Origin of the sequence: Allobosea sp. Leaf344 (assembly GCF_001426225.1) — a bacterium.
Classification (GTDB): domain Bacteria; phylum Pseudomonadota; class Alphaproteobacteria; order Rhizobiales; family Beijerinckiaceae; genus Allobosea.
In genome coordinates this window covers 148148-168029 of the sequence record NZ_LMRT01000009.1, presented here as the reverse complement: position 1 = coordinate 168029, position 19882 = coordinate 148148, and the positions used below count along the sequence as shown (strand labels likewise).

Annotated in this window: 20 protein-coding genes; 10 read left to right on the top strand and 10 right to left on the bottom strand. The window is 68.8% G+C overall.

Annotated features, from left to right (window positions below):
• Positions 1-58: 58 nt before the first annotated feature.
• Positions 59-1255, bottom strand: a complete 1197-nt coding sequence (locus ASG72_RS06820) for an amidase (protein ID WP_056710434.1) — start codon at positions 1253-1255, stop codon at positions 59-61.
• A 4-nt stretch (positions 1256-1259) separates the two neighbouring features.
• Positions 1260-2849, bottom strand: a complete 1590-nt coding sequence (locus ASG72_RS06815) for a gamma-glutamyltransferase (RefSeq protein ID WP_056710433.1) — start codon at positions 2847-2849, stop codon at positions 1260-1262.
• Between the two features lie 158 nt (positions 2850-3007).
• On the opposite strand from ASG72_RS06815, the gene ASG72_RS06810 reads away from it, so the two are divergent.
• Entirely contained in the window at positions 3008-3247 is a 240-nt protein-coding gene (locus tag ASG72_RS06810) for a hypothetical protein (RefSeq protein WP_056710431.1), read from the top strand.
• 2 nt (positions 3248-3249) lie between these two features.
• On the opposite strand, the gene ASG72_RS06805 is transcribed toward ASG72_RS06810, so the two are convergent.
• The 3 genes from ASG72_RS06805 to ASG72_RS06795 form a co-directional block, all read right to left on the bottom strand.
• Positions 3250-3615, bottom strand: a complete 366-nt coding sequence (locus tag ASG72_RS06805) for a DUF1850 domain-containing protein (RefSeq protein WP_056710429.1) — start codon at positions 3613-3615, stop codon at positions 3250-3252.
• Complete coding sequence (locus tag ASG72_RS06800; protein WP_082540151.1) at positions 3612-5930, bottom strand: TRAP transporter permease; 2319 nt, start codon at positions 5928-5930, stop codon at positions 3612-3614. Before ASG72_RS06800 ends, ASG72_RS06805 begins: the two co-directional genes overlap by 4 nt.
• 162 nt (positions 5931-6092) lie before the next feature.
• Positions 6093-7061, bottom strand: a complete 969-nt coding sequence (locus ASG72_RS06795) for a TAXI family TRAP transporter solute-binding subunit (protein WP_056710427.1) — start codon at positions 7059-7061, stop codon at positions 6093-6095.
• Between the two features lie 220 nt (positions 7062-7281).
• On the opposite strand from ASG72_RS06795, the gene ASG72_RS06790 reads away from it, so the two are divergent.
• The 9 genes from ASG72_RS06790 (at position 7282) to ASG72_RS06755 (ending at position 15478) form a co-directional block, all read left to right on the top strand.
• Entirely contained in the window at positions 7282-8901 is a 1620-nt protein-coding gene (locus ASG72_RS06790) for a glucan biosynthesis protein D (RefSeq protein ID WP_200939907.1), read from the top strand.
• 98 nt (positions 8902-8999) lie between these two features.
• The gene (locus ASG72_RS20640) at positions 9000-9158 is read left to right on the top strand and encodes a hypothetical protein (RefSeq protein WP_156395840.1); all 159 of its coding nucleotides are present in this window, start codon (positions 9000-9002) and stop codon (positions 9156-9158) included.
• Positions 9159-9187: 29 nt separating this feature from the next.
• Entirely contained in the window at positions 9188-9925 is a 738-nt protein-coding gene (gene aztA, locus ASG72_RS06785) for a zinc ABC transporter ATP-binding protein AztA (protein WP_056710421.1), read from the top strand.
• A 19-nt stretch (positions 9926-9944) separates the two neighbouring features.
• Positions 9945-10820: a metal ABC transporter permease gene (locus tag ASG72_RS06780; RefSeq protein ID WP_056710419.1), complete on the top strand. Its 876-nt coding sequence runs from the start codon at positions 9945-9947 to the stop codon at positions 10818-10820.
• Between the two features lie 35 nt (positions 10821-10855).
• Entirely contained in the window at positions 10856-11791 is a 936-nt protein-coding gene (locus ASG72_RS06775) for a metal ABC transporter substrate-binding protein (protein WP_056710417.1), read from the top strand.
• Between the two features lie 129 nt (positions 11792-11920).
• Positions 11921-12883 carry a GTP-binding protein gene (locus ASG72_RS06770; protein WP_056710415.1) on the top strand — a complete coding sequence of 321 codons (963 nt, stop codon included), beginning with the start codon at positions 11921-11923 and terminating at the stop codon, positions 12881-12883.
• Positions 12884-12897: 14 nt separating this feature from the next.
• Positions 12898-13908, top strand: a complete 1011-nt coding sequence (locus tag ASG72_RS06765; RefSeq protein ID WP_056710414.1) for a hypothetical protein — start codon at positions 12898-12900, stop codon at positions 13906-13908.
• Positions 13909-13910: 2 nt separating this feature from the next.
• Positions 13911-14198, top strand: coding sequence for a hypothetical protein (locus ASG72_RS06760; protein ID WP_056710412.1), 288 nt, complete (start codon positions 13911-13913; stop codon positions 14196-14198).
• A gap of 83 nt (positions 14199-14281) precedes the next feature.
• Positions 14282-15478, top strand: coding sequence for a crosslink repair DNA glycosylase YcaQ family protein (locus ASG72_RS06755; RefSeq protein ID WP_056710409.1), 1197 nt, complete (start codon positions 14282-14284; stop codon positions 15476-15478).
• Positions 15479-15482: 4 nt separating this feature from the next.
• On the opposite strand, the gene ASG72_RS06750 is transcribed toward ASG72_RS06755, so the two are convergent.
• The 5 genes from ASG72_RS06750 to ASG72_RS06730 form a co-directional block, all read right to left on the bottom strand.
• Complete coding sequence (locus ASG72_RS06750; RefSeq protein WP_156395839.1) at positions 15483-15896, bottom strand: (deoxy)nucleoside triphosphate pyrophosphohydrolase; 414 nt, start codon at positions 15894-15896, stop codon at positions 15483-15485.
• Complete coding sequence (locus ASG72_RS06745; RefSeq protein ID WP_056710405.1) at positions 15893-16351, bottom strand: hypothetical protein; 459 nt, start codon at positions 16349-16351, stop codon at positions 15893-15895. The genes ASG72_RS06750 and ASG72_RS06745 overlap by 4 nt, the downstream gene beginning before the upstream one ends.
• 44 nt (positions 16352-16395) lie before the next feature.
• Positions 16396-17295, bottom strand: coding sequence for a DMT family transporter (locus tag ASG72_RS06740; RefSeq protein WP_056710404.1), 900 nt, complete (start codon positions 17293-17295; stop codon positions 16396-16398).
• A gap of 36 nt (positions 17296-17331) precedes the next feature.
• Positions 17332-18582 carry a bifunctional glutamate N-acetyltransferase/amino-acid acetyltransferase ArgJ gene (gene argJ / locus ASG72_RS06735; RefSeq protein ID WP_056710403.1) on the bottom strand — a complete coding sequence of 417 codons (1251 nt, stop codon included), beginning with the start codon at positions 18580-18582 and terminating at the stop codon, positions 17332-17334.
• A gap of 132 nt (positions 18583-18714) precedes the next feature.
• Complete coding sequence (locus ASG72_RS06730; RefSeq protein WP_056710402.1) at positions 18715-19566, bottom strand: peptidylprolyl isomerase; 852 nt, start codon at positions 19564-19566, stop codon at positions 18715-18717.
• Between the last annotated feature and the right edge of the window lie 316 nt (positions 19567-19882).

Below are 19882 nucleotides of genomic sequence, written 5' to 3'. Positions count from 1 at the left end.
AGGCTCCCGGGCATGGCTGGATCGGGCTTTTCCATCCTGAAGCCTCGCGCCCCCGCCATCAAGCGATCCGCGCGCGGGCGGCGCGCTCGAAGCGGATGGCGAAGGCGATCAGCGATTTGTCCGAGCCCTTCGGCCCGATCAGCGACAGGCCGAGCGGCGCGCCCTCGCGCTGCGCCACCGGCATCGTCACCTGCGGAAAGCCGGAAAGCCCGGCGAGGCAGAGCAATCTCAGGGCGCGGTTGCGGAAATCATCGAGCTCCGGCTCCTGCGCCGTGACCAGCGGCGCGATATCGGGCACCGTCGGCAGCAGCAGCACGCCGTCGCTGTCGAGCAGGCGCGCCAGCTTGCTGCGAAACACCTTCCGCACCGCGCCGGCCTTCTCGTATTCCTCGTCCGTCACCGATTTGGAGAATGCGAAGCGTTCCGCCACGCCCGGACCGAGCGGCGGAGCGAAACGCTCGATCAATTCCCCGTCCGAGAGCCAGGCCTCGCGCCCCTGGATCCAGCGGAAGGCCCAATACAGCGAATCGAGATCGCGCGCCGCCTTCACCGTCTCGGGCTGGCCCAGCACCGGCACGGCGCGCTGCACGACATTGCGCAGGATCGTCTCGGCATCCGCCACGGCCTGGGCGAACATGTCGCCGGCCAGCAACATGCGCGGCTTGGCGGGCAGGACGGTGCGATCCTTGCCGAAGAGCACCTCGCCGACGCGGGCCAGGGTCTCGCCGTCGCGGGCGAACCAGCCCGGCGTGTCGAGACTCTCTGAGAGCGGCCAGGTCAGCTTCAGGGGCAGCCGGCCATGGGTCGGTCTGATGCCGAAGATCCCGCCATAGCTCGCCGGAGCCCGCACCGAGCCGCCGGTATCGGAGCCCAGCGCGATATCCGCCAGCCGCCCGGCGACCGCCGCCATCGAGCCGGAGGAGGAGCCGCCGGTGATGCGGTCGGGCGCCGCCGGATTGATCGGCGCGCCGAAATGCGCGTTCTTGCCGTTCAGCGAAAAGGCGAGCTCGTCCGTATGCGTCTTGCCGACGAAGCGGGCGCCGGCCTCGAGCAGGGCCTTCACCACCGGCGCGGTCCTGGTCTTGATGCCCGATTGCGCCAGCACCAGCGGCTGCCCGGCCCCGGTGGGATAGCCCTTGACGTCGAACAGGTCCTTGACCGCGAGCGTCAGCCCGGCGAGCGGGCCGGAGCTCGCCTGTTTCACCGGGACGTCGGGATAGGGAACGAAGCAGCGGAAAGGATCGTCGATAGGCATGGTCTCAGAGCCCTCTCGCATCGCCATCCGAGCGGGGGTCGTGAGCCGCCTCGACCCGCCCCTTCGGATGTTTCACCAGCATACCGGCATGGCCGAACTGATCGGAATAGGCCTCGCTGTACTCTTCCACCGGGTGGCCCGCGGCGGTGAGGCGGGCGAGCAGCATCGGGTCGAAGCGGCTCTCCATCTTCAGCGAGGTCGAGCCGGCGCCCCAGGTCTTGCCGAACAGGAAGCGCGGCGCGTCGACCGCCGCCGCCGGATTCCAGCCGAAGCGGTAGCGGCTGAGAAGCTGGGCCTGGAATTGCGGCTGGCCGTCGCCGCCCATGGCGCCATAGCTCATCACCCGGCCGTCGGCGAAGCGCGCCAGCGCCGGGTTCAGCGTATGGAACGGCTTGCGGCCGGGGGTCAGCGGGTTGGTCGCCTGCGGATCGAGCGAGAAGGACACGCCGCGATTCTGCCAGTTGATCCCGGTCTGCGGCAGGATGATGCCCGCGCCATATTCCCAGTAGATCGACTGAATGTAGGAGACGGCGAGGCCGTCGCCGTCGATGGCGCCCATCCAGATGGTGTCGCCCTTGCCGTCCCGCGGCGGCCAGGGGGCGGCGCGCTTCCTGTCGATCGCCGCCGCCTCGCGGGCGAAGACCGCATCGGTGAGGAAGCCGGCCGGGTCGCTCGTCATGAAGGCGGGGTCGGTGACGTGGCGGTCGCGGATCAGGAAAGCGCGCTTCGTCGCCTCGACCAGCCCATGAATATGCTCGAAACTATCGGCGCGCTGCACGCCGAGCTGCTCGAAGATGCCGAGGATGAGCAGCGAGGCGAGGCCCTGCGTCGGGGGCGGGACATTGTAGACGGTGAGGTCGCCGAGGCGGATCGAGAGCGGCTGGACCAGAGCCGCCCGATAGGCCTGCATGTCCTCGCGGGTGACGGGGGCGCCGAGACGGGCGAGGTCGGCGGCGATCTCGCGGCCGATATCGCCACGGTAGAAATCGTCCAGCCCGGCAGCGGCGAGATGGGCGAAGGTGGCGCCGAGCGCTTCGGGCCGGCGCAAGTCGCCCTCTTTAGGGCGCTCGCCACCGGGCCAGAAGAAGCTGGAGAAGCCCGCCGCCTCGCGGGTCGCCTCCAGATCATTGGGCCAAGTCCGGGCCTCGGAGGCGGAGACGGGGTAGCCCTCGCGGCAATGGCGGATGGCGTCGGAGAGGATGTCGGCCAGCGGCATCCGGCCCCCCAGCGAAGCGGAGAGGCCGAGCGCGGCCTGCCAGCCGCCGATCGCGCCGGCCACCGTCACCGCGGCGTCGGCCCCGCGCGATGGGATGCTGTCATGGCCCTTTTCGCGATAGCGGGCGATGGTGGCGAGGCGGCCGGCGGGGCCGCAGGCCTCGATCGCCTGCACCTTGCCCCCGGGCTGGTGCACCAGCCAGAAGCCGTCGCCGCCGATGGCGTTCATATGCGGGTAGACGACGGCGATCGTCGCGGCCATGGCGACCATCGCCTCGATCGCGTTGCCGCCCTCGGCGAGGACGGCGCGCCCGGCTTCGGAGGCGGAATGATGGGGTGCGGCGACGGCGGCGGAGGCGAAGACAGGCGATTCGATCATCAGGGACTTTTCAAGCGGGGATGCAGGGACCATGTGCCGGAAGGCGCGATTTTGTTGCATGACACGCGAGGCTCCGCTAGAGCGGCGGGCCGGCGTGCCACGCATCGTGTGGGCTCAGGCGGCGGCGAAGGCCGGTTCAGACTGCGAGGATCCGAGACATGGCTGACAAGCGCACCAATTGGCGCAACCTGATCCTGGTCGTCTCGCTCGGCGTCCTCGTCGCGGTCGAGCTGTTCGGCGTGGCTCTGGCCTCGGGCTGGGCCCTGGCCGGGCTGTTCGAACTCGGGCCCGTCATCGGTTATGTGCTGATGGCAGCCTTCGCGATCCTGGCGGCCTATGCGCTGCTCAACCTGATGCGCCGCGTCCTCAAGGTCGAGCGGCTGAGCGAGCGCGGCTGAGCTCATCCGCAGGGCCGCAGCGTCACCGGATCGGCCGCCTCCGGCAGGTAATCCCCCATCGGCCGGCATCGGCCTTCGCTGCAGACCCGCCAATCGGCGGTGGCGCCGGAGCGGCGCATCACGATCTCGGCCTGAACCGGCAGACGCAGGGTCCAGCGCCAGAAGCCGTCGCGCAGCACCGCATCCGGCGGCGGGTCCATGCCGGCGCCGGAGCCCTGGATCCGCGCCTCGACCAGCCTGACGCCACCGGGCTCGGCGCGCCAGACCTCCTCCCACAGCGTCTTCTGCACGGAATGGCGCCAGCTCAGCGTGATCTCGCTGGCGCCGAGCGAGACCAGAAGGGCGCCGGCGGCCAGGCACAGGCTCATGCGGCCTGTCGGGCCGCGGCCCTGCTGCGCCAGACATGCTGCGCGACGAACAGAATCGCGAGGGCGAAGCCGAGCTCGTCGGTCAGCGGCACGGCGGCGACGAGCAGGCCGGCGGCGACGATCGCCAGGGCCCGCTCCCATAAGGCCAGCGGTCGCATGCCCTGGCCGACGAAGGCCGCGCCCCACAGCACCATGGCCAGCGTGGCCTTGGTGACGATATAGGCGACGGCGAGCCAATATCCCGCGCCGTCCAGCCCCGCGACCGGCTGCAGCATCAGGGTCGGGTCATAGACCGCCATATAGGGCACGACGAAGCCCGGCAGCGCGATCTTCACCGCCTGGACGCCGATCTTCATGCCGGATTCCTTGGCCATGGGCGCGGCCGCGAAAGCGGCCAGGGCCACGGGCGGGGTCAGATCCGCCATGATGCCGAAATAGAAGACGAACATGTGGCTGACGATCAGCGGCACGTCGAGCTGCAGCAGGATCGGCGCGGCGAGCGAGGAGGTGATGATGTAGTTGGGAATGGTCGGGATGCCCATTCCCAGGATCAGGCTGAAGATCATGGTCAGCACCAGCGCCAGGAACATGCTCTCCTTGCCGATGCCGATCAGCCAGGACCCGAAGATGGTACCGATGCCGGTCAGGGTCATGGTGCCGATCACGATGCCGACCAGGGCACAGGCGAGACCGACCGGCAGCGCCTGGCGCGCGCCATCGGCCAGAGCCTCGACGCAGGAGGTCAGCACCGCCCTGCCGGAGGCGCCGCGCCACATGTTCCAGACGATCAGTCCCAGCACCACCAGCAGCACGGTCGCCATGCTGATCGACATGGAGAAGGCGCTGACCAGCCCGAACCCGATCCAGAAGGCGATGCGCAGCGCCGGCGTGGCGAGCCCGGCCGAGATGGCCAGCGCCAGGATCAGCGCGACGGTGAGCGCGAGGCCGATGGCGCCCGCGAACAGCGGAGTGAAGCCGGCGAAGAGCAGATAGACCAGCACCAGCAGCGGCGCGATCAGATACCAGTTCTTTTTCAGCTCGGCCCGCGCGCTCGGCAGTTCGGATTTCGGCAGGCCCCGGAGCCCGAGCTTCCCGGCCTCGAGATGCACCGCCCAATAGCAGGCGGCGAAATACAGGAGCGCCGGGATGATCGCCGCCTCGACGATCTTCGAATAGGGCACGTCGATGGTCTCGGCCATGATGAAGGCCACCGCGCCCATCACCGGCGGCATGATCTGCCCGCCCATCGAGGAGGTCGCCTCGACGCCGCCGGCGAAGGCGCCGTTGAAGCCCGAGCGCTTCATCAGCGGGATGGTGAACTGGCCGGAGGCGACGACATTGGCGACGCCCGATCCCGAGACCGTGCCCATCAGCGCCGAGGAGGCGACGCAGACCTTGCCCGGCCCGCCCTGCTTGCCGCCGAACAGGGCCATGGAGATGTCGTTGAAGAAATCGATCACCCCCGCCCGCTCCATGAAGGCACCGAACAGGATGAACAGGAAGATGAAGGTGGCCGAGACCGCCGTCGGGGTGGCGTAGAGCCCTTCCGTGCCGAAGGCCATCTGGTCGATGATCTGGTCGAGCCCGTAACCGCGATGATTGAAGGGCGCCGGCAGGAGATTGCCGAAGAAGCAATAGGCCAGGAAGGCGCCGGCCACGAGCGGCAGGGCGATGCCCATGGCGCGCCAGACCAGGAGGAACAGCACGGCGAGCGCCGCGAGGCCGACGGCCATGTCGAGCTCGGTCAACTCCCCGGCGCGGTTCACCAGCTCGGTATAGTTCCACCAGTGATAGAGGCCGATGGCGAAGCCGAGCACGCCGACCGCCCACCAGAACAGGCGCGCGCCCGCCGAGGTGCCCTCGGCATTGGCGAGCAGGCCGCAGGCGGTCAGGCACAGGAACCCGACATGGACGGTGCGCAGCACCTGATTGGGCAGGGTGCCGGTATAGAGCGAGACGAGTTCGAAGGCGGCGAGCAGCATCAGGAAGCCGAGGGCGGCCTCGCCCATCAGCCGTCCGCGGGCGGCGCCGAGGATGATCCAGACGAACCAGACGGCGAAGGCGGCGCGGATCAGCTGGATCGGCGTCAGCCAGGGCAGGGACTGGACCAGGCGCAGATCGAGCGGAATGCCGAAGGCCGTGACGATCTGGAAGGCCGAGAACGCCACCGCGATCCAGAACAGCAGCCGCCCCTTCCAGCCGAGGCCGAAGGTGGCGGGAAGCCCGTGTTCGGGGTCATAGGGGGCGGGGGCGGCGCCATGCGTCGCGCCGGCGATGTCCGGCACGGCCAGGGGGCGCTCATTGGCTTTGGTCATCGGTCGTTCTCGCGGTCACGGCGTCGGGGCAGGGCTTCGGCTGGTCGGCGCGCCGGCTGCGGGGTCCGCTTAGACCGCCGGCGCGCGACCTGCACCGCCGCAAACAGAACCGCCACCGCGGCGCGGTGACGGTTCATCAGGCTTCACTCGGGCGGGGACGGCTCAGGAGCCGACCTTCAGCCCCTTTTCCTTGAGGTAGCGCGCGGCACCGGGATGCAGCGGGATCGGCATGCCCTCCATCGCGCCTTCCAGCTTGATCGACCGGGCGGCGGCATGGGCGGCGCTGAGGTCACCGAGGTTCTCATAGATCGCCTTGGTCATCTCGTAGACCGTCTCCTCCTTCATGCCCTCATGGGTCACGAGGTAGTTGAGCACCGCCGCGGCCGGCACCGGCGCCGTCTGGCCGGTGTAGGTGTTGGCGGGGATGGTCGCCTTGACGAAGGGCGCGCCGGCCTTGTCGACCACGTCGGCGGGCACTTCGACGACGACGATCTCGACCGAGGTGGCGAGGTCGCGCAGCGAGGCGACGCCGAGGCCGGCCGATTGCAGCGTCGCGTCGAGCTGGCGGTTCTTCATCAGTTCGACCGACTCGGCGAAGGGCAGATACTCGACCTTGCTGAGATCCTTGTAGCTCATGCCGGCGGCGGCGAGCACGGCGCGGGCATTGAGTTCGGTGCCGGATTTCGGGGCGCCGACCGAGAGGCGCTTGCCCTTGAGATCGGCGAGCGTCTTGATGCCGCTATCCTTGGAGGCGACGATCTGGATGTAGTTGGGGTAGATGGCGGTGATGCCGCGCAGCTTCTTCAGCGGTGTCTTGAAGCCGGCTTCCTCATCGCCCTTCCAGGCGGCGGCGAGGGAATCGCCGAGGGTGAAGGCGACCTCGCCCTTGGCCTGCTGCAGCAGCTGCAGGTTCTCGACCGAGGCCTTGGTGGCCTGGACGGTGGGACGGGCGTTCTTGACCTTCTCGCCATAGATCTTCGAGAGCGCGACGCCGAGCGGGTAGTAGACGCCCGAGGTGCCGCCCGTCAGCACGTTGATGAAATCCTGGGCGCGGGCGCTGGCCGGCGCGATGGCGACCATCAGCGCGGCGGCGAGGCCGAGAGCGCGCCTGGCGCCGAAAAACCGTGTCATGGAACCTCCCATAGGTCAGTGCAGCACGGATGGCTGCGTTACCCCCGTTCTAGAGCAGGGATCGCCCGCATGGGAAGCCCTGCGCCGCGCGGGGCAAAAAATCGCCCATGGCTTCGCGTGTTTTGGCCATGATTTTGGTGTGGAGCGAAGCGGCAGATTGCCCTTGCCGAATTGACAGGGTAGCCCTGAGTCATCCTCCGTCGCCGAGAACACCGCCGCCATGTCCTCCAGACCGAAGCCCCCGATCCTCGACCGTCGCATGCTGCTCGCCAGCGCGGGCGCGACCGCGACCCTGGCGGCTCTGGGCTTTTCTCCGGAGGCGCTGGCCCAGCAGGGGCTGAAGCTGTCCGGCGCCGAGGCCTTCGATTTCGCGGCGCTGAAGGCGCGCGCCAAGGCGATGGCCGCCGCGCCCTACACGCCGCCGCCGGCCCCGCGGCCGGATATCCTCGAGCGCATCGACTATGACGCGCATGGCAAGATCAGGTTCAAGCCGGAAATGGCGCTCTGGGCCGAGGGGCCTTCGCCCTGGCCCGTGACCTTCTTCCATCTCGGCCGCTATTTCCAGAAGCCGGTGCGCATGCATGTCCTCGCCGGCGGGCAGGCGCGCGAGATCATCTATGACGAGAGCTATTTCGAGATGCCGGCGGATTCCCCGGCGCATGAGCTGCCTTCCGGGGCGGGCTTCGCCGGCTTCCGCTTCCAGGAGAGCCGTTCCGGCCATCCCGGCCGCAAGGGCGAGCGGCTGGACTGGAAGAAGAACGATTGGGTGGCGTTCCTCGGCGCCTCCTATTTCCGGGCGATCGGCGAGCTCTACCAATACGGGCTCTCGGCGCGCGGGCTGGCGATCGACCCGGCCGTGGCCGGCAAGCCGGAGGAGTTCCCCGATTTCACCCATATCTGGCTGGAGACGCCGGAATCAGCCTCAGAATACGTGATCGTCTATGCGCTGCTCTCGGGGCCGAGCGTCGCGGGCGCCTTCCGATTCCGGATGCACCGCGCCAAGGGCGTGACCATGGAGATCGAGCAGGAGATCCACCTGCGCAACGACGTCGCGCGGCTGGGGATCGCGCCTTTGACCTCGATGTACTGGTACTCCGAGACGGTGAAGCCGACCGGGATCGACTGGCGCCCGGAGGTCCATGATTCCGACGGGCTGGCGCTGTGGACCGGCACGGGCGAGCGGGCCTGGCGGCCGCTGAACAACCCGGCGCGCACCGTCGCCTCCGCCTTCATGGACGAGAATCCGCGCGGCTTCGGCCTGATGCAGCGCGACCGCGAGATCGGGCATTATCTCGACGGCGTCTTCTATGAGCGCCGGCCGAGCCTCTGGGTCGAGACGGTCGGGAATTGGGGCAGGGGGGCGGTCCAGCTGATCGAGATCCCCACCGATGACGAGATCCACGACAACATCGTGGCGATGTGGGTGCCCGACGGCCCGGCGAAGGCCGGCGCCTCCTATGCCTTCCGCTACAAGCTGCATTGGCTGGCGGACGAGCCCTTTCCGAGCCCGCTCGGCCGGGTGGTCGGGACGCGGCTGGGCAATGGCGGGCAGCCGGGGACGCCGCGGCCGCGGGGGGTGCGCAAATTCCTGGTCGAGTTCAAGGGCCCGGGGCTGGAATCGATCCCGTTCGGCGTGAAGCCCGAGGTCGTGCTCTCGGCCTCCCGCGGCAGCTTCTCCTATGTCTTCTCGGAAGCCGTGCCCAATGACGTGCCCGGCGATTGGCGGGCGCAGTTCGACCTGACGGCCGAGGGCGCCGAGCCGGTGGAGCTGCGCTGCTTCCTGCGGCTCGGGGAAAGGATCCTGACCGAGACCTGGCTGTATCAGTACCAGCCCTTCTGAGCCGGTCCGGCGGCGGGGAGAGCGCCGGCTGGTTTCATCCACCGTGTCGTCGCGCGGCCGACTTGCCGGCGGCCCGATGTAACACTATATCATAGCCGATGAGCCAGCCGCACGCCCATACCCATGCCCCTGCTCACCGCGCCGTGGCGGTGGAACCGGGCTGGTCGCTGCTGCGGCTCTCGGCCGGGCAGCGTCTCGCCATCGCCGGCGCGATCGCCGGGCTGGTCTGGGCGGCGACGCTGCTGGTGATCTGGTAATCCGCCCGTTTCGGCAGAAAGAATTATTCGTGTCCGCAGCCATCCGCCTCGACGATCTGACGCTCGGCTATGATCGCCACCCGGCGGTGCATCATCTCTCGGGCGAGATCGCCGCTGGCAGCCTGACCGCCATCGTCGGTCCCAACGGCGCCGGGAAATCGACCCTGCTCAAGGGCATCGCGGGAGCGCTCTCCCCGCTCGGCGGCGCGCTGACGCTGGCGCGCGGCAAGCGGCTGGCCTATCTGCCGCAATCGGCCGATCTCGACCGCTCCTTCCCGATCCATGTCTATGATCTCGTCGCGATGGGGCTCTGGGGCTCGGCCGGGATTTTCGGCCGCATCGGCCCGGGAGCGCGGGCCAAGGTCGAGGCCGCCATCGCTGCGGTCGGGCTCACCGGCTTCGAGCGCCGGCCGATCGGCGCCCTGTCGGGCGGGCAGATGCAGCGCGTGCTGTTCGCGCGGCTGCTGCTGCAGGACGCCGACATCATCCTGCTGGACGAGCCCTTCACCGCGATCGATGCCCGCACCACGGCCGATCTGCTGGCGCTGGTGCAGCGCTGGCATGGCGAGGCGCGCACGGTGGTCGCCGTGCTGCACGATATCGAAACCGTGCGCCGCGCCTTCCCGCAGACGCTGCTGCTGGCGCGCGAGACGGTGGCCTGGGGCGCTACGGCGGAGGTTCTGACCCCCGCCAATCTGCTCGCGGCGCGGCGCATGGTCGAGGCTTTCGACAGCCATGCCGGCGCCTGCGAACGCAGCGCCGCCTGACGGGCTCCCGTCCCCGCCGATGCTGTACGATCTGTTCATCGGCCCTTTCGCCGAATTCGAATTCATGCGCCGGGCCCTGGTCGGGATCCTGGCGCTGGCCGTGTCGGGGGCGCCCATAGGCGTCTTCCTGATGCTGCGCCGGATGAGCCTGACGGGCGACGCCATGGCGCATGCGATCCTGCCCGGCGCGGCGATCGGCTATCTCGTGGCGGGCCTCTCGCTGCCGGCGATGACCCTGGGCGGGCTCGTCGCGGGCTTCGCGGTCGCGCTCGCGGCCGGGGCGGTGGCGCGGCTGACGGTGATGAAGGAGGATGCCTCGCTGGCGGCCTTCTACCTGATCTCGCTCGCGCTCGGCGTCACCATCGTCTCGCTGCGCGGCTCGGCCATCGACCTGTTCCACGTATTGTTCGGCAATGTCCTGGCGCTGGACGACGAGGTGCTCCTGCTGCTCGCCAGCGTGGCCAGCGTCACCCTGCTGACGCTCGCCGCGATGTACCGGCCGCTGGTGCTGGAATGCGTCGATCCCGGCTTCCTGCGCTCCGTCAGCCGCTCTGGCGGCTTCGTGCATCTCGGCTTTCTCGGGCTGGTCGTGCTCAACCTCGTCGCGGGCTTCCACGCGCTGGGGACCTTGCTGGCGGTGGGGCTGATGATGCTGCCGGCGGCCGCGGCCCGGTTCTGGACGGCCGACATCACCAGGCTGCTGCTGCTGGCGAGCGGTCTCGGCATGGTCGCCGGCTATGCCGGGCTGGTCCTGTCCTATGCCGGGGGAAGCAGCCTGCCGGCGGGTCCCGCCATCATCCTCTGCGCGGGATGTCTCTATCTCGGCTCGCTGCTGTTCGGCTCGCAGGGCGGCCTCGCGAGACAGCTCTTGCGCAGGCCGCATCTTCAACGGTAGTGATGTTATATCGTTTCATCTCTGCGAGAGCTTCCATGATCGATCGTCGCATTTTTCTGGCCGGAGCCGTCTCCGGCCTGGTCCTGGCCTGGTCGCCGCTCGCCTTCGCGCAGGAGCCGCTCCGGGTGGTCGCCAGCTTTTCCATCCTCGGCGATTTCGTGAAGCAGGTCGGTGGCGAGCGGGTCTCGGTGACGACGCTGGTCGGTGCCGATGGCGACGCCCATGTCTATTCGCCGACCCCGGCCGATGCGAAGGCCATGGCCGGCGCCGGGCTGATCATCATCAACGGGCTGAAATTCGAGGGCTGGATGACCCGGCTCGTCAAATCCTCCGGGGCGAAGGCGCCGGTCGTGGTGGCGACCAAGGGCATCACGCCGCAGACGCTCGCCGAAGACGGCCACGACAAGGACGGCAAGCACGGCCATGACCATGGCCACGAGGATCCGCATGCCTGGCAGAGCGTCGCCAATGCCAGGATCTACGTCGCCAATATCCGGGACGCGCTCAGCCAGGCCGAGCCGGCGAGCCAGGCGCTGTTCACCGCCAATGCCACCGCCTATCTGGCGAAGCTCGATGCGCTGGAGGCCGAGGTCAAGGCGGCGGTGGCGCGGATTCCGGCCGAGCGGCGCAAGGCCATCACCTCGCATGACGCTTTCGGCTATTTCGTGAAGGCCTATGGCGTCGCCTTCATCGCGCCGCAGGGCGTCTCCACCGAGGCCGAGGCCTCGGCAAAGGATGTCGGCCGCATCATCCGCCAGATCAAGGCGCAGAAGATCCCGGCCGTCTTCCTGGAGAACGTCACCAATCCGCGCCTCGTGGAGCAGATCGCCCGCGAGAGCGGCGCCAGGATTGGGGGGCGGCTCTATTCCGACGCGCTCTCCGCCGCCGACGGCCCGGCCGGGACTTACATCGCGATGATGAAACACAATATAAGCCAGATCGAAAAGGCGCTCGGCGCCGGCCCGGCCTGACGCGGCCCGTCGGAACCAACAGCTCCGTCACCGGCGCAGCCCTGGGCTGCTCCGGCTGGCGGAGACGTTGCGTTCCGGCGCCGATCGCGAGACTGCCGGCCGCCGGCCCCTCACCAACCAGGTCGCACCATGCCCGAAAAGATCCCCGTCACCGTGCTCACCGGCTATCTCGGCGCCGGCAAGACCACCCTGCTGAACCGCATCCTCACCGAGGATCACGGCAAGAAATTCGCCGTCATCGTCAATGAGTTCGGCGAGGTCGGCATCGACAACGAACTCGTCGTCGGCGCCGACGAGGAAGTCTTCGAGATGAATAATGGCTGCATCTGCTGCACGGTCCGCGGCGATCTCATCCGCATCCTCGACGGGCTGATGAAGCGCAAGGGCAAGTTCGACGCGATCATCGTCGAGACCACGGGGCTGGCCGATCCCGCTCCGGTGGCGCAGACCTTCTTCGTCGACCAGGATGTCGGCGACGCGACCAAGCTCGACGCCGTGGTCACGGTCACCGACGCAAAATGGCTGCGCGAGCGGCTGAAGGATGCGCCGGAGGCGAAGAACCAGATCGCCTTCGCCGACGTCATCATCCTCAACAAGACCGATCTGGTGACGCCGGAGGAGCTGGCGGAGGTCGAGGCCGCGATCCGCGCCATCAACCCCTATGCCAAGCTGCACAGGACGCAGCGCTGCGACGTGCCGATCTCGGCGCTGCTCGACCGGAACGCCTTCGATCTCGACCGGATCCTCGACATCGAGCCGGACTTCCTGGAGTCAGGGCATCACCACCATCATTCCGATGCCGTCCGCTCGATGTCCTTCACCATCCCGGGGGATGTCGATCCCGAGAAGTTCATGCCCTGGATCAACGACATCAGCCAGGCGCAGGGCCCCAACATCCTGCGCTCCAAGGGCATTCTCGCCTTCAAGGGCGAGCCGCGGCGCTTCGTCTTCCAGGGCGTGCACATGATCCTCGACGGCGATCTGCAGCGCGACTGGCTGCCGGACGAGCAGCGCCAGTCGCGGCTGGTCTTCATCGGGCGCGATCTCGACGAGGCGGAGCTGCGCAAGGGCTTCCTGGCCTGCGCCGCCTGAGCTAGACCGGGCCGATGGACACACCGAGCAAACCCGTCTCGCTGCGCGAGCACGTCACCGCCATCGCGGCCGAAGCCCATGTCGTAGCAGCCCATTGGCTGAAGCAGGGCCTCGTGCTGGCTTTGGCCGATGGCCGGCTGCTGAGCTGGCAGGATGGCGAGACCGGAGAGGTCGCCATGCATGGCGGCGGCCTGCTCTGCGCCTGCAGCGACGGCGCCTCCATCGTGACCGGCGGCGATGACGGCCGCGTCATGTCCTGGTCGGGCAGCGGCGAGCCTCAGGAGATCGCGCGGGATCCGAAGCGGCGCTGGGTGGACAGCGTCACGCTCTCGGCCTCGGGCAGCCTGGCCTGGAACACCGGCCGCAGCGTGCATGCGCGCGACGACAAGGGGCGGGTGAAGTCTCTCGACGTCGCCACCACGCCGCAAGGCCTGGCCTTCGCGCCCAAGGGCTATCGCCTCGCCATCGCCCAGCTCAACCGCGTGGCGCTGTGGTATCCCAACACCGAGGCCAAGCCGGAGCTGCTGGATTGGGCCGGTTCGCATCTCGACGTGGTCTGGTCGCCGGATGGGCGCTTCGTCGTCTCCTCGATGCAGGAGAACGCGCTGCATGGCTGGCGGCTCGGCGACAAGCCGACGCATATGCGGATGACCGGCTATCCGGCGAAGCCGCGGTCGCTGTCCTGGTCGCATGACGGGCTGTGGCTCGCCTCGAGCGGGGCCGATGCGGCGATCGTCTGGCCCTTCCAGGGAGAGGGGCCGAGCGGCAAGGCGCCGCGGGAATGCGGGGCCCGCCATGCCAAGGTGACGCGGGTCGCCTTCCATCCCAAGGCGCTGGTGCTCGCGGTCGGCTTCGACGATGGCTGCATCCTGCTGATCCGGCTGACCGACGCCTCCGAATTGCTGGTGCGGCCGGCGCAGCGCGGCAGCGGCATCACCGCCTTCGCATGGGACCGGCTCGGCAAGCGCCTCGCCTTCGGCTGCGAGGATGGCGCGGCCGGCGTGCTGACCGTGCCGGCCGGCTGAGCATGCGCCTCGGCCTGTTCGGCAAGGGCGGCGGGGCGGAGCGGAAAGCCGCCGCCTCCGCCGATGCGAGCCGGATCAAGGCCGAGGTTCGCGCCCGGCTCGGGCTGCCGGACGAGGCCGCCATCGCCGTCAACGAGATCCTCTGCGCCGACCCCTCCTGTCCCGGGACGGAGACCGTCATCCTGGTGATGAACCCGGGCGCGAAGACGCGCGCCTACAAGGCGCAGATGCCGATGGCCGAGCTCGGCGGGGAGGCCCTGCTGGCGGTGCTGGCGGCGGAACCGAGCTGAGGCGGCGAACTCCCGCCATCCCCTGTCAGCGGTGCCGGCGATCGCAGCTTCCGGCACGCGCCGCCGCGGGCTAGCCTCGGGACATGGCCTCATCCCCCCGCAAGCCGCCGATCCTTTCGCTCCCGCAGGCCCGCCGGATCTGGCTGCGCGCGCAGCGGCTCGATACGGCGGCGCCGTTCGGGTCAGGGGCCGCCGCCGTCGCGGCCGCGATCGCCCATCTCGGCTATGTCCAGATCGACACGATCAACGTCATCGAGCGCTGCCACCACCATATTCTCTACAGCCGCATCCCGGACTATGCCCGCGCCGATCTGCAGCAGGCGCAGTCGCTGGACAAAAGCGTCTTCGAATACTGGACGCATGCGCTCTCCTATGTCGCGATTGACGACATCCGCTATTTCATGGGGGCGATGAAGGCGCATCGGCTGGAGCCAAGGCGCTGGTCGGCGGTCGGCAGCCGCGAGGAGACGCGCAAGCTCCTCGCCCGGATCCGCAGGAACGGCGCGCTCACCATCCGCGACATCGACGATGACGTGCTGACCGAAAAGGCGCATCTCTGGGCCAGCAAGAAACCCTCCAAAGGCCTGCTGGAGCGCGCCTTCTACGATGGCGAGCTGGTGATCTCGGCGCGCTCCGGCATGCTCAAGACCTATGAGCTGATGGACCGGCATTTCGGCTGGGAGAGGCGGCCGGCGCCGGCGAGCGACCGGCAGGTCGTGGCCTATAAGCTCGATCGGGCCCTGCGGGCGCAGGGCGTGGTCAGCCTGGATTCGATCTGCCATCTCGACGCGCCGGCCAAGAAGGCGGTGGCCGAGCTGATCGCGAGACGGGTCAAGCAACGGCTCCTGCGCCAGGTGGCGATCGCGGGGTCGGAGAAGCCGCATTGGGCGAGGCTAGAGACGCTGGACGAAGCCGCCGGCGCTACGTCCCCGGCCGAGACCGGCCTCGTCCATATCCTCTCGCCCTTCGATCCGCTGATCATCCAGCGCCGGCGGCTGAAGCTGTTCTTCGGCTATGATCACGTCTTCGAGGCGTATCTGCCGCGGGAGAAGCGGGTCTTCGGCTATTTCGGCTTGCCGGTCCTGATCGGGGACGAGGTCGTCGCGGTGCTCGACCTCAAGGCCGACCGCGCCGCGGGTCGGCTCCTGATCCAGCAATGGACATGGCTGGAGGGGCAAGACAGGCCGGAGGCGAAGCGGCTGATCGAGGCGGAGCTGGAGCGCTTCGCGCGTTTCCAGCTCGCAGGCGAGGCCGGGCCGGCCGCGGTACCGCCCGGCTGAGCGCTCAGGCGCCGAGCAGATCGATCAGATGCGGGATCAGCGGCTCGTCGGCCGGCGGCATGGCGAGATCGCGCAGCTTCCCGGGACGGAGCCATTTCAGCGCCTGGTTCTCGCGGGCCGTGACCGCGCCCTCCCAGCGCCGGCAGATATAGAGGGGCATCAGCAGGTGGAAGTCCGGATAGGGGAAGCTGGCGAAGGTCAACGGCGCCAGGCAGGCCTCCTTCACCGTGATGCCGAGCTCTTCGCCGAGCTCGCGGATCAGCGCCGGCTCCGGTCGCTCATCCGGCTCGAGCTTGCCGCCCGGGAATTCCCACAGCCCCGCCATCGGCTTGCCCTCCGGCCGCTGCGCCACCAGCACGCGGTTGTCCGGGTCGATCAGGGCGCAGGCGACGACGATCAGCAGCTTCACGGGGGTCAATATCCGGAGAGGATGAGATGGACGGGCTCCGTCTCCTTGCCCGTCACGTCGACCGTGTCATAGACCAGCCCGCCCTCGCGAAACAATGCGTCCTCGTCGCCCCAGACGATCTGCGTGGTGACGATATAGGCGCCCGGCGCGACGTTCCGGAAAACGAACCGCCCATTGGCCTCGGCCCTGGTGGTGCGGGTATGCTCGCCATAGGCGGGATCGGGGTCGTCCTCGCGCGGATAATGCGAATGCGGGAGATAGAAGCCGCTGCCGAACAGCGCTCTGAAGCGCTCGCGGGCGAAGCCGGTGGCGGGGATCAGCCGGACCACCTGGCCGGCGGCATTGACCACGACGCCGCTCGCCTTGGTGCGGAAGGCGTGGCCGGTGATGATGCCGGTCCCGTTCTTCTTGATATAGGCCGCCTCTTCCGCCGAGAAAGGGATGGTCGCGGCTGGTCTGTCCACACAACTACCAAGACATAACGCGAATAAAGCGACCGCCGTAACCTTCATCTCGGGCTCGTTTTGCTGACAGACACCATGAAGACGCCGATCAGGATGATGCATCCGCCGATGATCTGCCGCAACTCCAGAGTTTCCTTGAGGATCAGCACGCCGAGCAGGACGGCGACGGTCGGCACGAGATAGCCGGTCATCGCCGCGCGGGTCGGGCCCGCGGCGCGGATCAGCCGCATGAACAGCGCCATCGGCAGCGCCGTCGCCAGCAGGCCGAGCGCCAGCATCGCCGGAAGATGGTCCTGCACGGGGGCGAGAGCGGCGATCCCCGAGACGGCGAGCGTCAGGGACAGCGCCACGATGCCCGACACCGCCTGCTGCCCCAGGGCCAACCGCGCGGGGTCGCCGGAGGCGGCCGGCACGCTCCGGGCATAGAGATTGCCGATGGTGTAGCCGAGCATGACGCCGACCATGGCGAGGACACCGAGCGCCGTGCCGCCGCCCTCGACCAGGCGCTCGCCGATCAGCAGCGCGACCCCGACCATGCCGAGCAGGATGCCGGCGAGCCGGCGCCCGGTCAGCCGCTCCTCCGCGAAGAGCAGATGCGCGAACAGCGCGGTGAGCAGCGGGCCTGCGGCCTGGATCATCGCCGCCGGGCCCGTGGCGAGATGGACCAGCGCGTAGGCGACGAGGATGTTGGGCACCCAGCCATTGGTGGTGCCGAGCACGAGCCAGTGCCTGATCTCCGCTCGGCTGGGGAGCGGGCTCTGGCGCTTGAGCATCACCCAGATCGCCAGGGTGACGGCCGCGATGCAGCCGCGCCCCGCCGCGACCGCCAGGGGCGCGATCTCGCCGTTCATCAGCTTGATGAACAGGAAGCTGCAGCCCCAGAAGCTCGATGCGAGCAGGAGATGGCCGAGCACGAAGGCCCGGCTGGGGGAGGATGGCGTCATGGCGCGCCGAAGGCCGGCAGTGCGCCCGACCCGGCCTCAGGACCGGTAATCGCCATTGATCTCGACATAGGCCTTGGTGAGGTCGCAGGTCCAGACGGTGGATTGGCCCCGGCCCAGCCCGAGATCGGCGGTGATGACGATGTGCTCGCCCTTCATGTAGTCGGAGACCGCCGCCTCGTCATAGGAGGGGGCGCGGGCGCCCTGGCTGGCCACCGTGATCTCGCCGAAGGAAATGTCGAGCTGGTCGCGATCGGCCGGCTCGCCGGCCTTGCCGACGGCCATGACGATGCGGCCCCAATTGGCGTCCTCGCCGGCGATGGCGGTCTTGACCAGCGGCGAATTCGCGATCGACAGCGCGACGCGCTTGGCGGAGCGCGAGGAGGCCGCGCCTTTGACCCGCACCTCGACGAATTTCCGGGCACCTTCGCCATCCTTGCAGACGAGATGGGCGAGTTCGAGCAGCAGGCTGTTGAGCGCCCGCTTGAAGCCCGAGAGCCGGTTGTCCCCGGGCTCGGTGATGGCGGGGGCGCCGCGCTCGGCCGCCTTGCCGGTGGCGAACAGCATCAGCGTGTCCGAGGTCGAGGTGTCGCTGTCGACGGTGACGGCGTTGAAGGACCCCTTCACCCCCTTGGACAGCAGCGCCTGCAGCACGGGTGCGGCGATCGGTGCGTCGGTGAAGACGAAGGACAGCATCGTCGCCATGTCGGGTGCGATCATCCCCGCGCCCTTGGCGATGCCGGCCAGGACGACCTCGTGCCCGTCGATCTTCGCCTTGCGCGACAGCGCCTTGGGAAAGGTGTCGGTGGTCATGATCGCTTTGGCCGCGTCGAGCCAGGGGCCGTCCGCGGCGCGGGCAGCGCAATCATCGAGCACGCCCTTGAACTTGCCGGCGTCGAGCGGCTCGCCGATCACCCCGGTCGAGGCGATGAAGACCTCCTGCGGCTTGCATCCTGCAGCTGCGGCGGCGATCTCTGCCGTCAGTTTGACGGAGTCGCGGCCCTTCTGGCCGGTGAAGGCGTTGGCGTTTCCGGAATTGACGACGACGGCGCGGGCCGAACCCTGGCCCAGGTTCTCGCGGCACCAGTCGACCGGGGCGGAGGGGCATTTCGAGCGGGTGAAGACGCCGGCGGCCTGGGTGCCCTGGTCGAGCAGCATCAGCACGACGTCGGTGCGGCCCTTGTAGCGGATGCCGGCCTCGGCGGTGGCGAAGCGAACGCCCGGCACCGGCGGCACCTTCGGCTGGCGCTTGGGCGCGAGCGGGGAAACGGGAACATCCTTGCCAGCCATGTCAGCCTCTCCTGTCGGGGAGGCTGATGTGCCGCAGGCTGATGACGAAGACAAGAAGCGGGGCGGCGCGACCGTAGCGAAGGCGATGTGCGGAAGGCCCCGCCGCCGCGGCTTTGCGGCGGGGCTTCGCGGTCAGGGCTTCTTCGGCTCGGCCGGCTTGGCCGGCGCGGGCGTGGCGGCGGGCTGGTCGAGACGCTCGACCTTGGCGTTGCCGCGCAGTGCGAGGATGATGTCCTGCTGCGCCTTGCGCTCGAGATACTGGTCGATCTGCGGCTTCACCGCCTCGAATTCCGGCTGCGGCTTGGTGCGGCGGTCCTCCAGGCGGATGACGTGCCAGCCGAACTGGCTCTTCACCGGCTCGGAGACCTGGCCCTTGTCGAGCTTGAAGGCGGCCTCGGCGAATTCCGGCACCATGCGGTCCTTGCTGAACCAGCCGAGCGAGCCGCCCTCCTTGCCGGAACCCGGATCCTTGGACAGCTCGGTGGCGACCTTGGCGAAATCCTCGCCCTTCTTCAGCCGCTCGACCACCGCCTTCGCCTGGGCCTCCTCCTCCACCAGAATGTGGCGGGCATTGACCTCTTCCTCGGGCGGCAGGGATTTCAGCGTCTCGTCATAGAGCTTGCGGGCGGCTTCCGGCGTCGCCGATTTCTTGGCCTCGCGGTTGATGTAGTCCTCGAGCATCACCTTGTCGCGGAGATAGGCGAGGCGCGCGGCGAATTCCGCACCTTCGCCGATCTTGGCGTCGGCGGCGGCCTTGGCGCCGAGCTTGAGGTCGACGAGGTAGTTGATCATCTCGTCGCGGCGGCGGGCTTCCGGCACCTGCGCCAGGCGCTCGCCGAGGTCCTCGGCGGCGTAGCCGAGGTCACGCTCGGTGATGGCGATGCCGTTCACCCGCGCCACGACCTTGTCGGCCTGTGCGAGTGCGGCCGGCGAGACGGCGAGCAGGAAGCCGAGGGACAGCCAGGCGAGACGGGAGGATTTCATCGGTTAAGCCCTTCGCAATGAACCGAAAGCGATTGCGCGCTGCACTGCCAGTTGAACGCGGCAAAGGCAAGGCGCAGAGGCGCCGGTTTCAGGCCCGATCACGCAGGCTTGTGCGGGGCTGAACGCTGCGGCGGCCCGATCACTTGGAACCGGCGGCCGCAAACCCCACATCCGCTCTCGAAAAACCGGCCCACGCCGCCGCGCGCCTGCGCAAGCGATGCTGGACCGCGCCTTCGCGCGCGTCTAAACACGCGTCGCAATCGAATGAAAACGGGTCTGCGCGTGCCGGTTCGCCGGTCGAGCGCCGCCTGCCCTT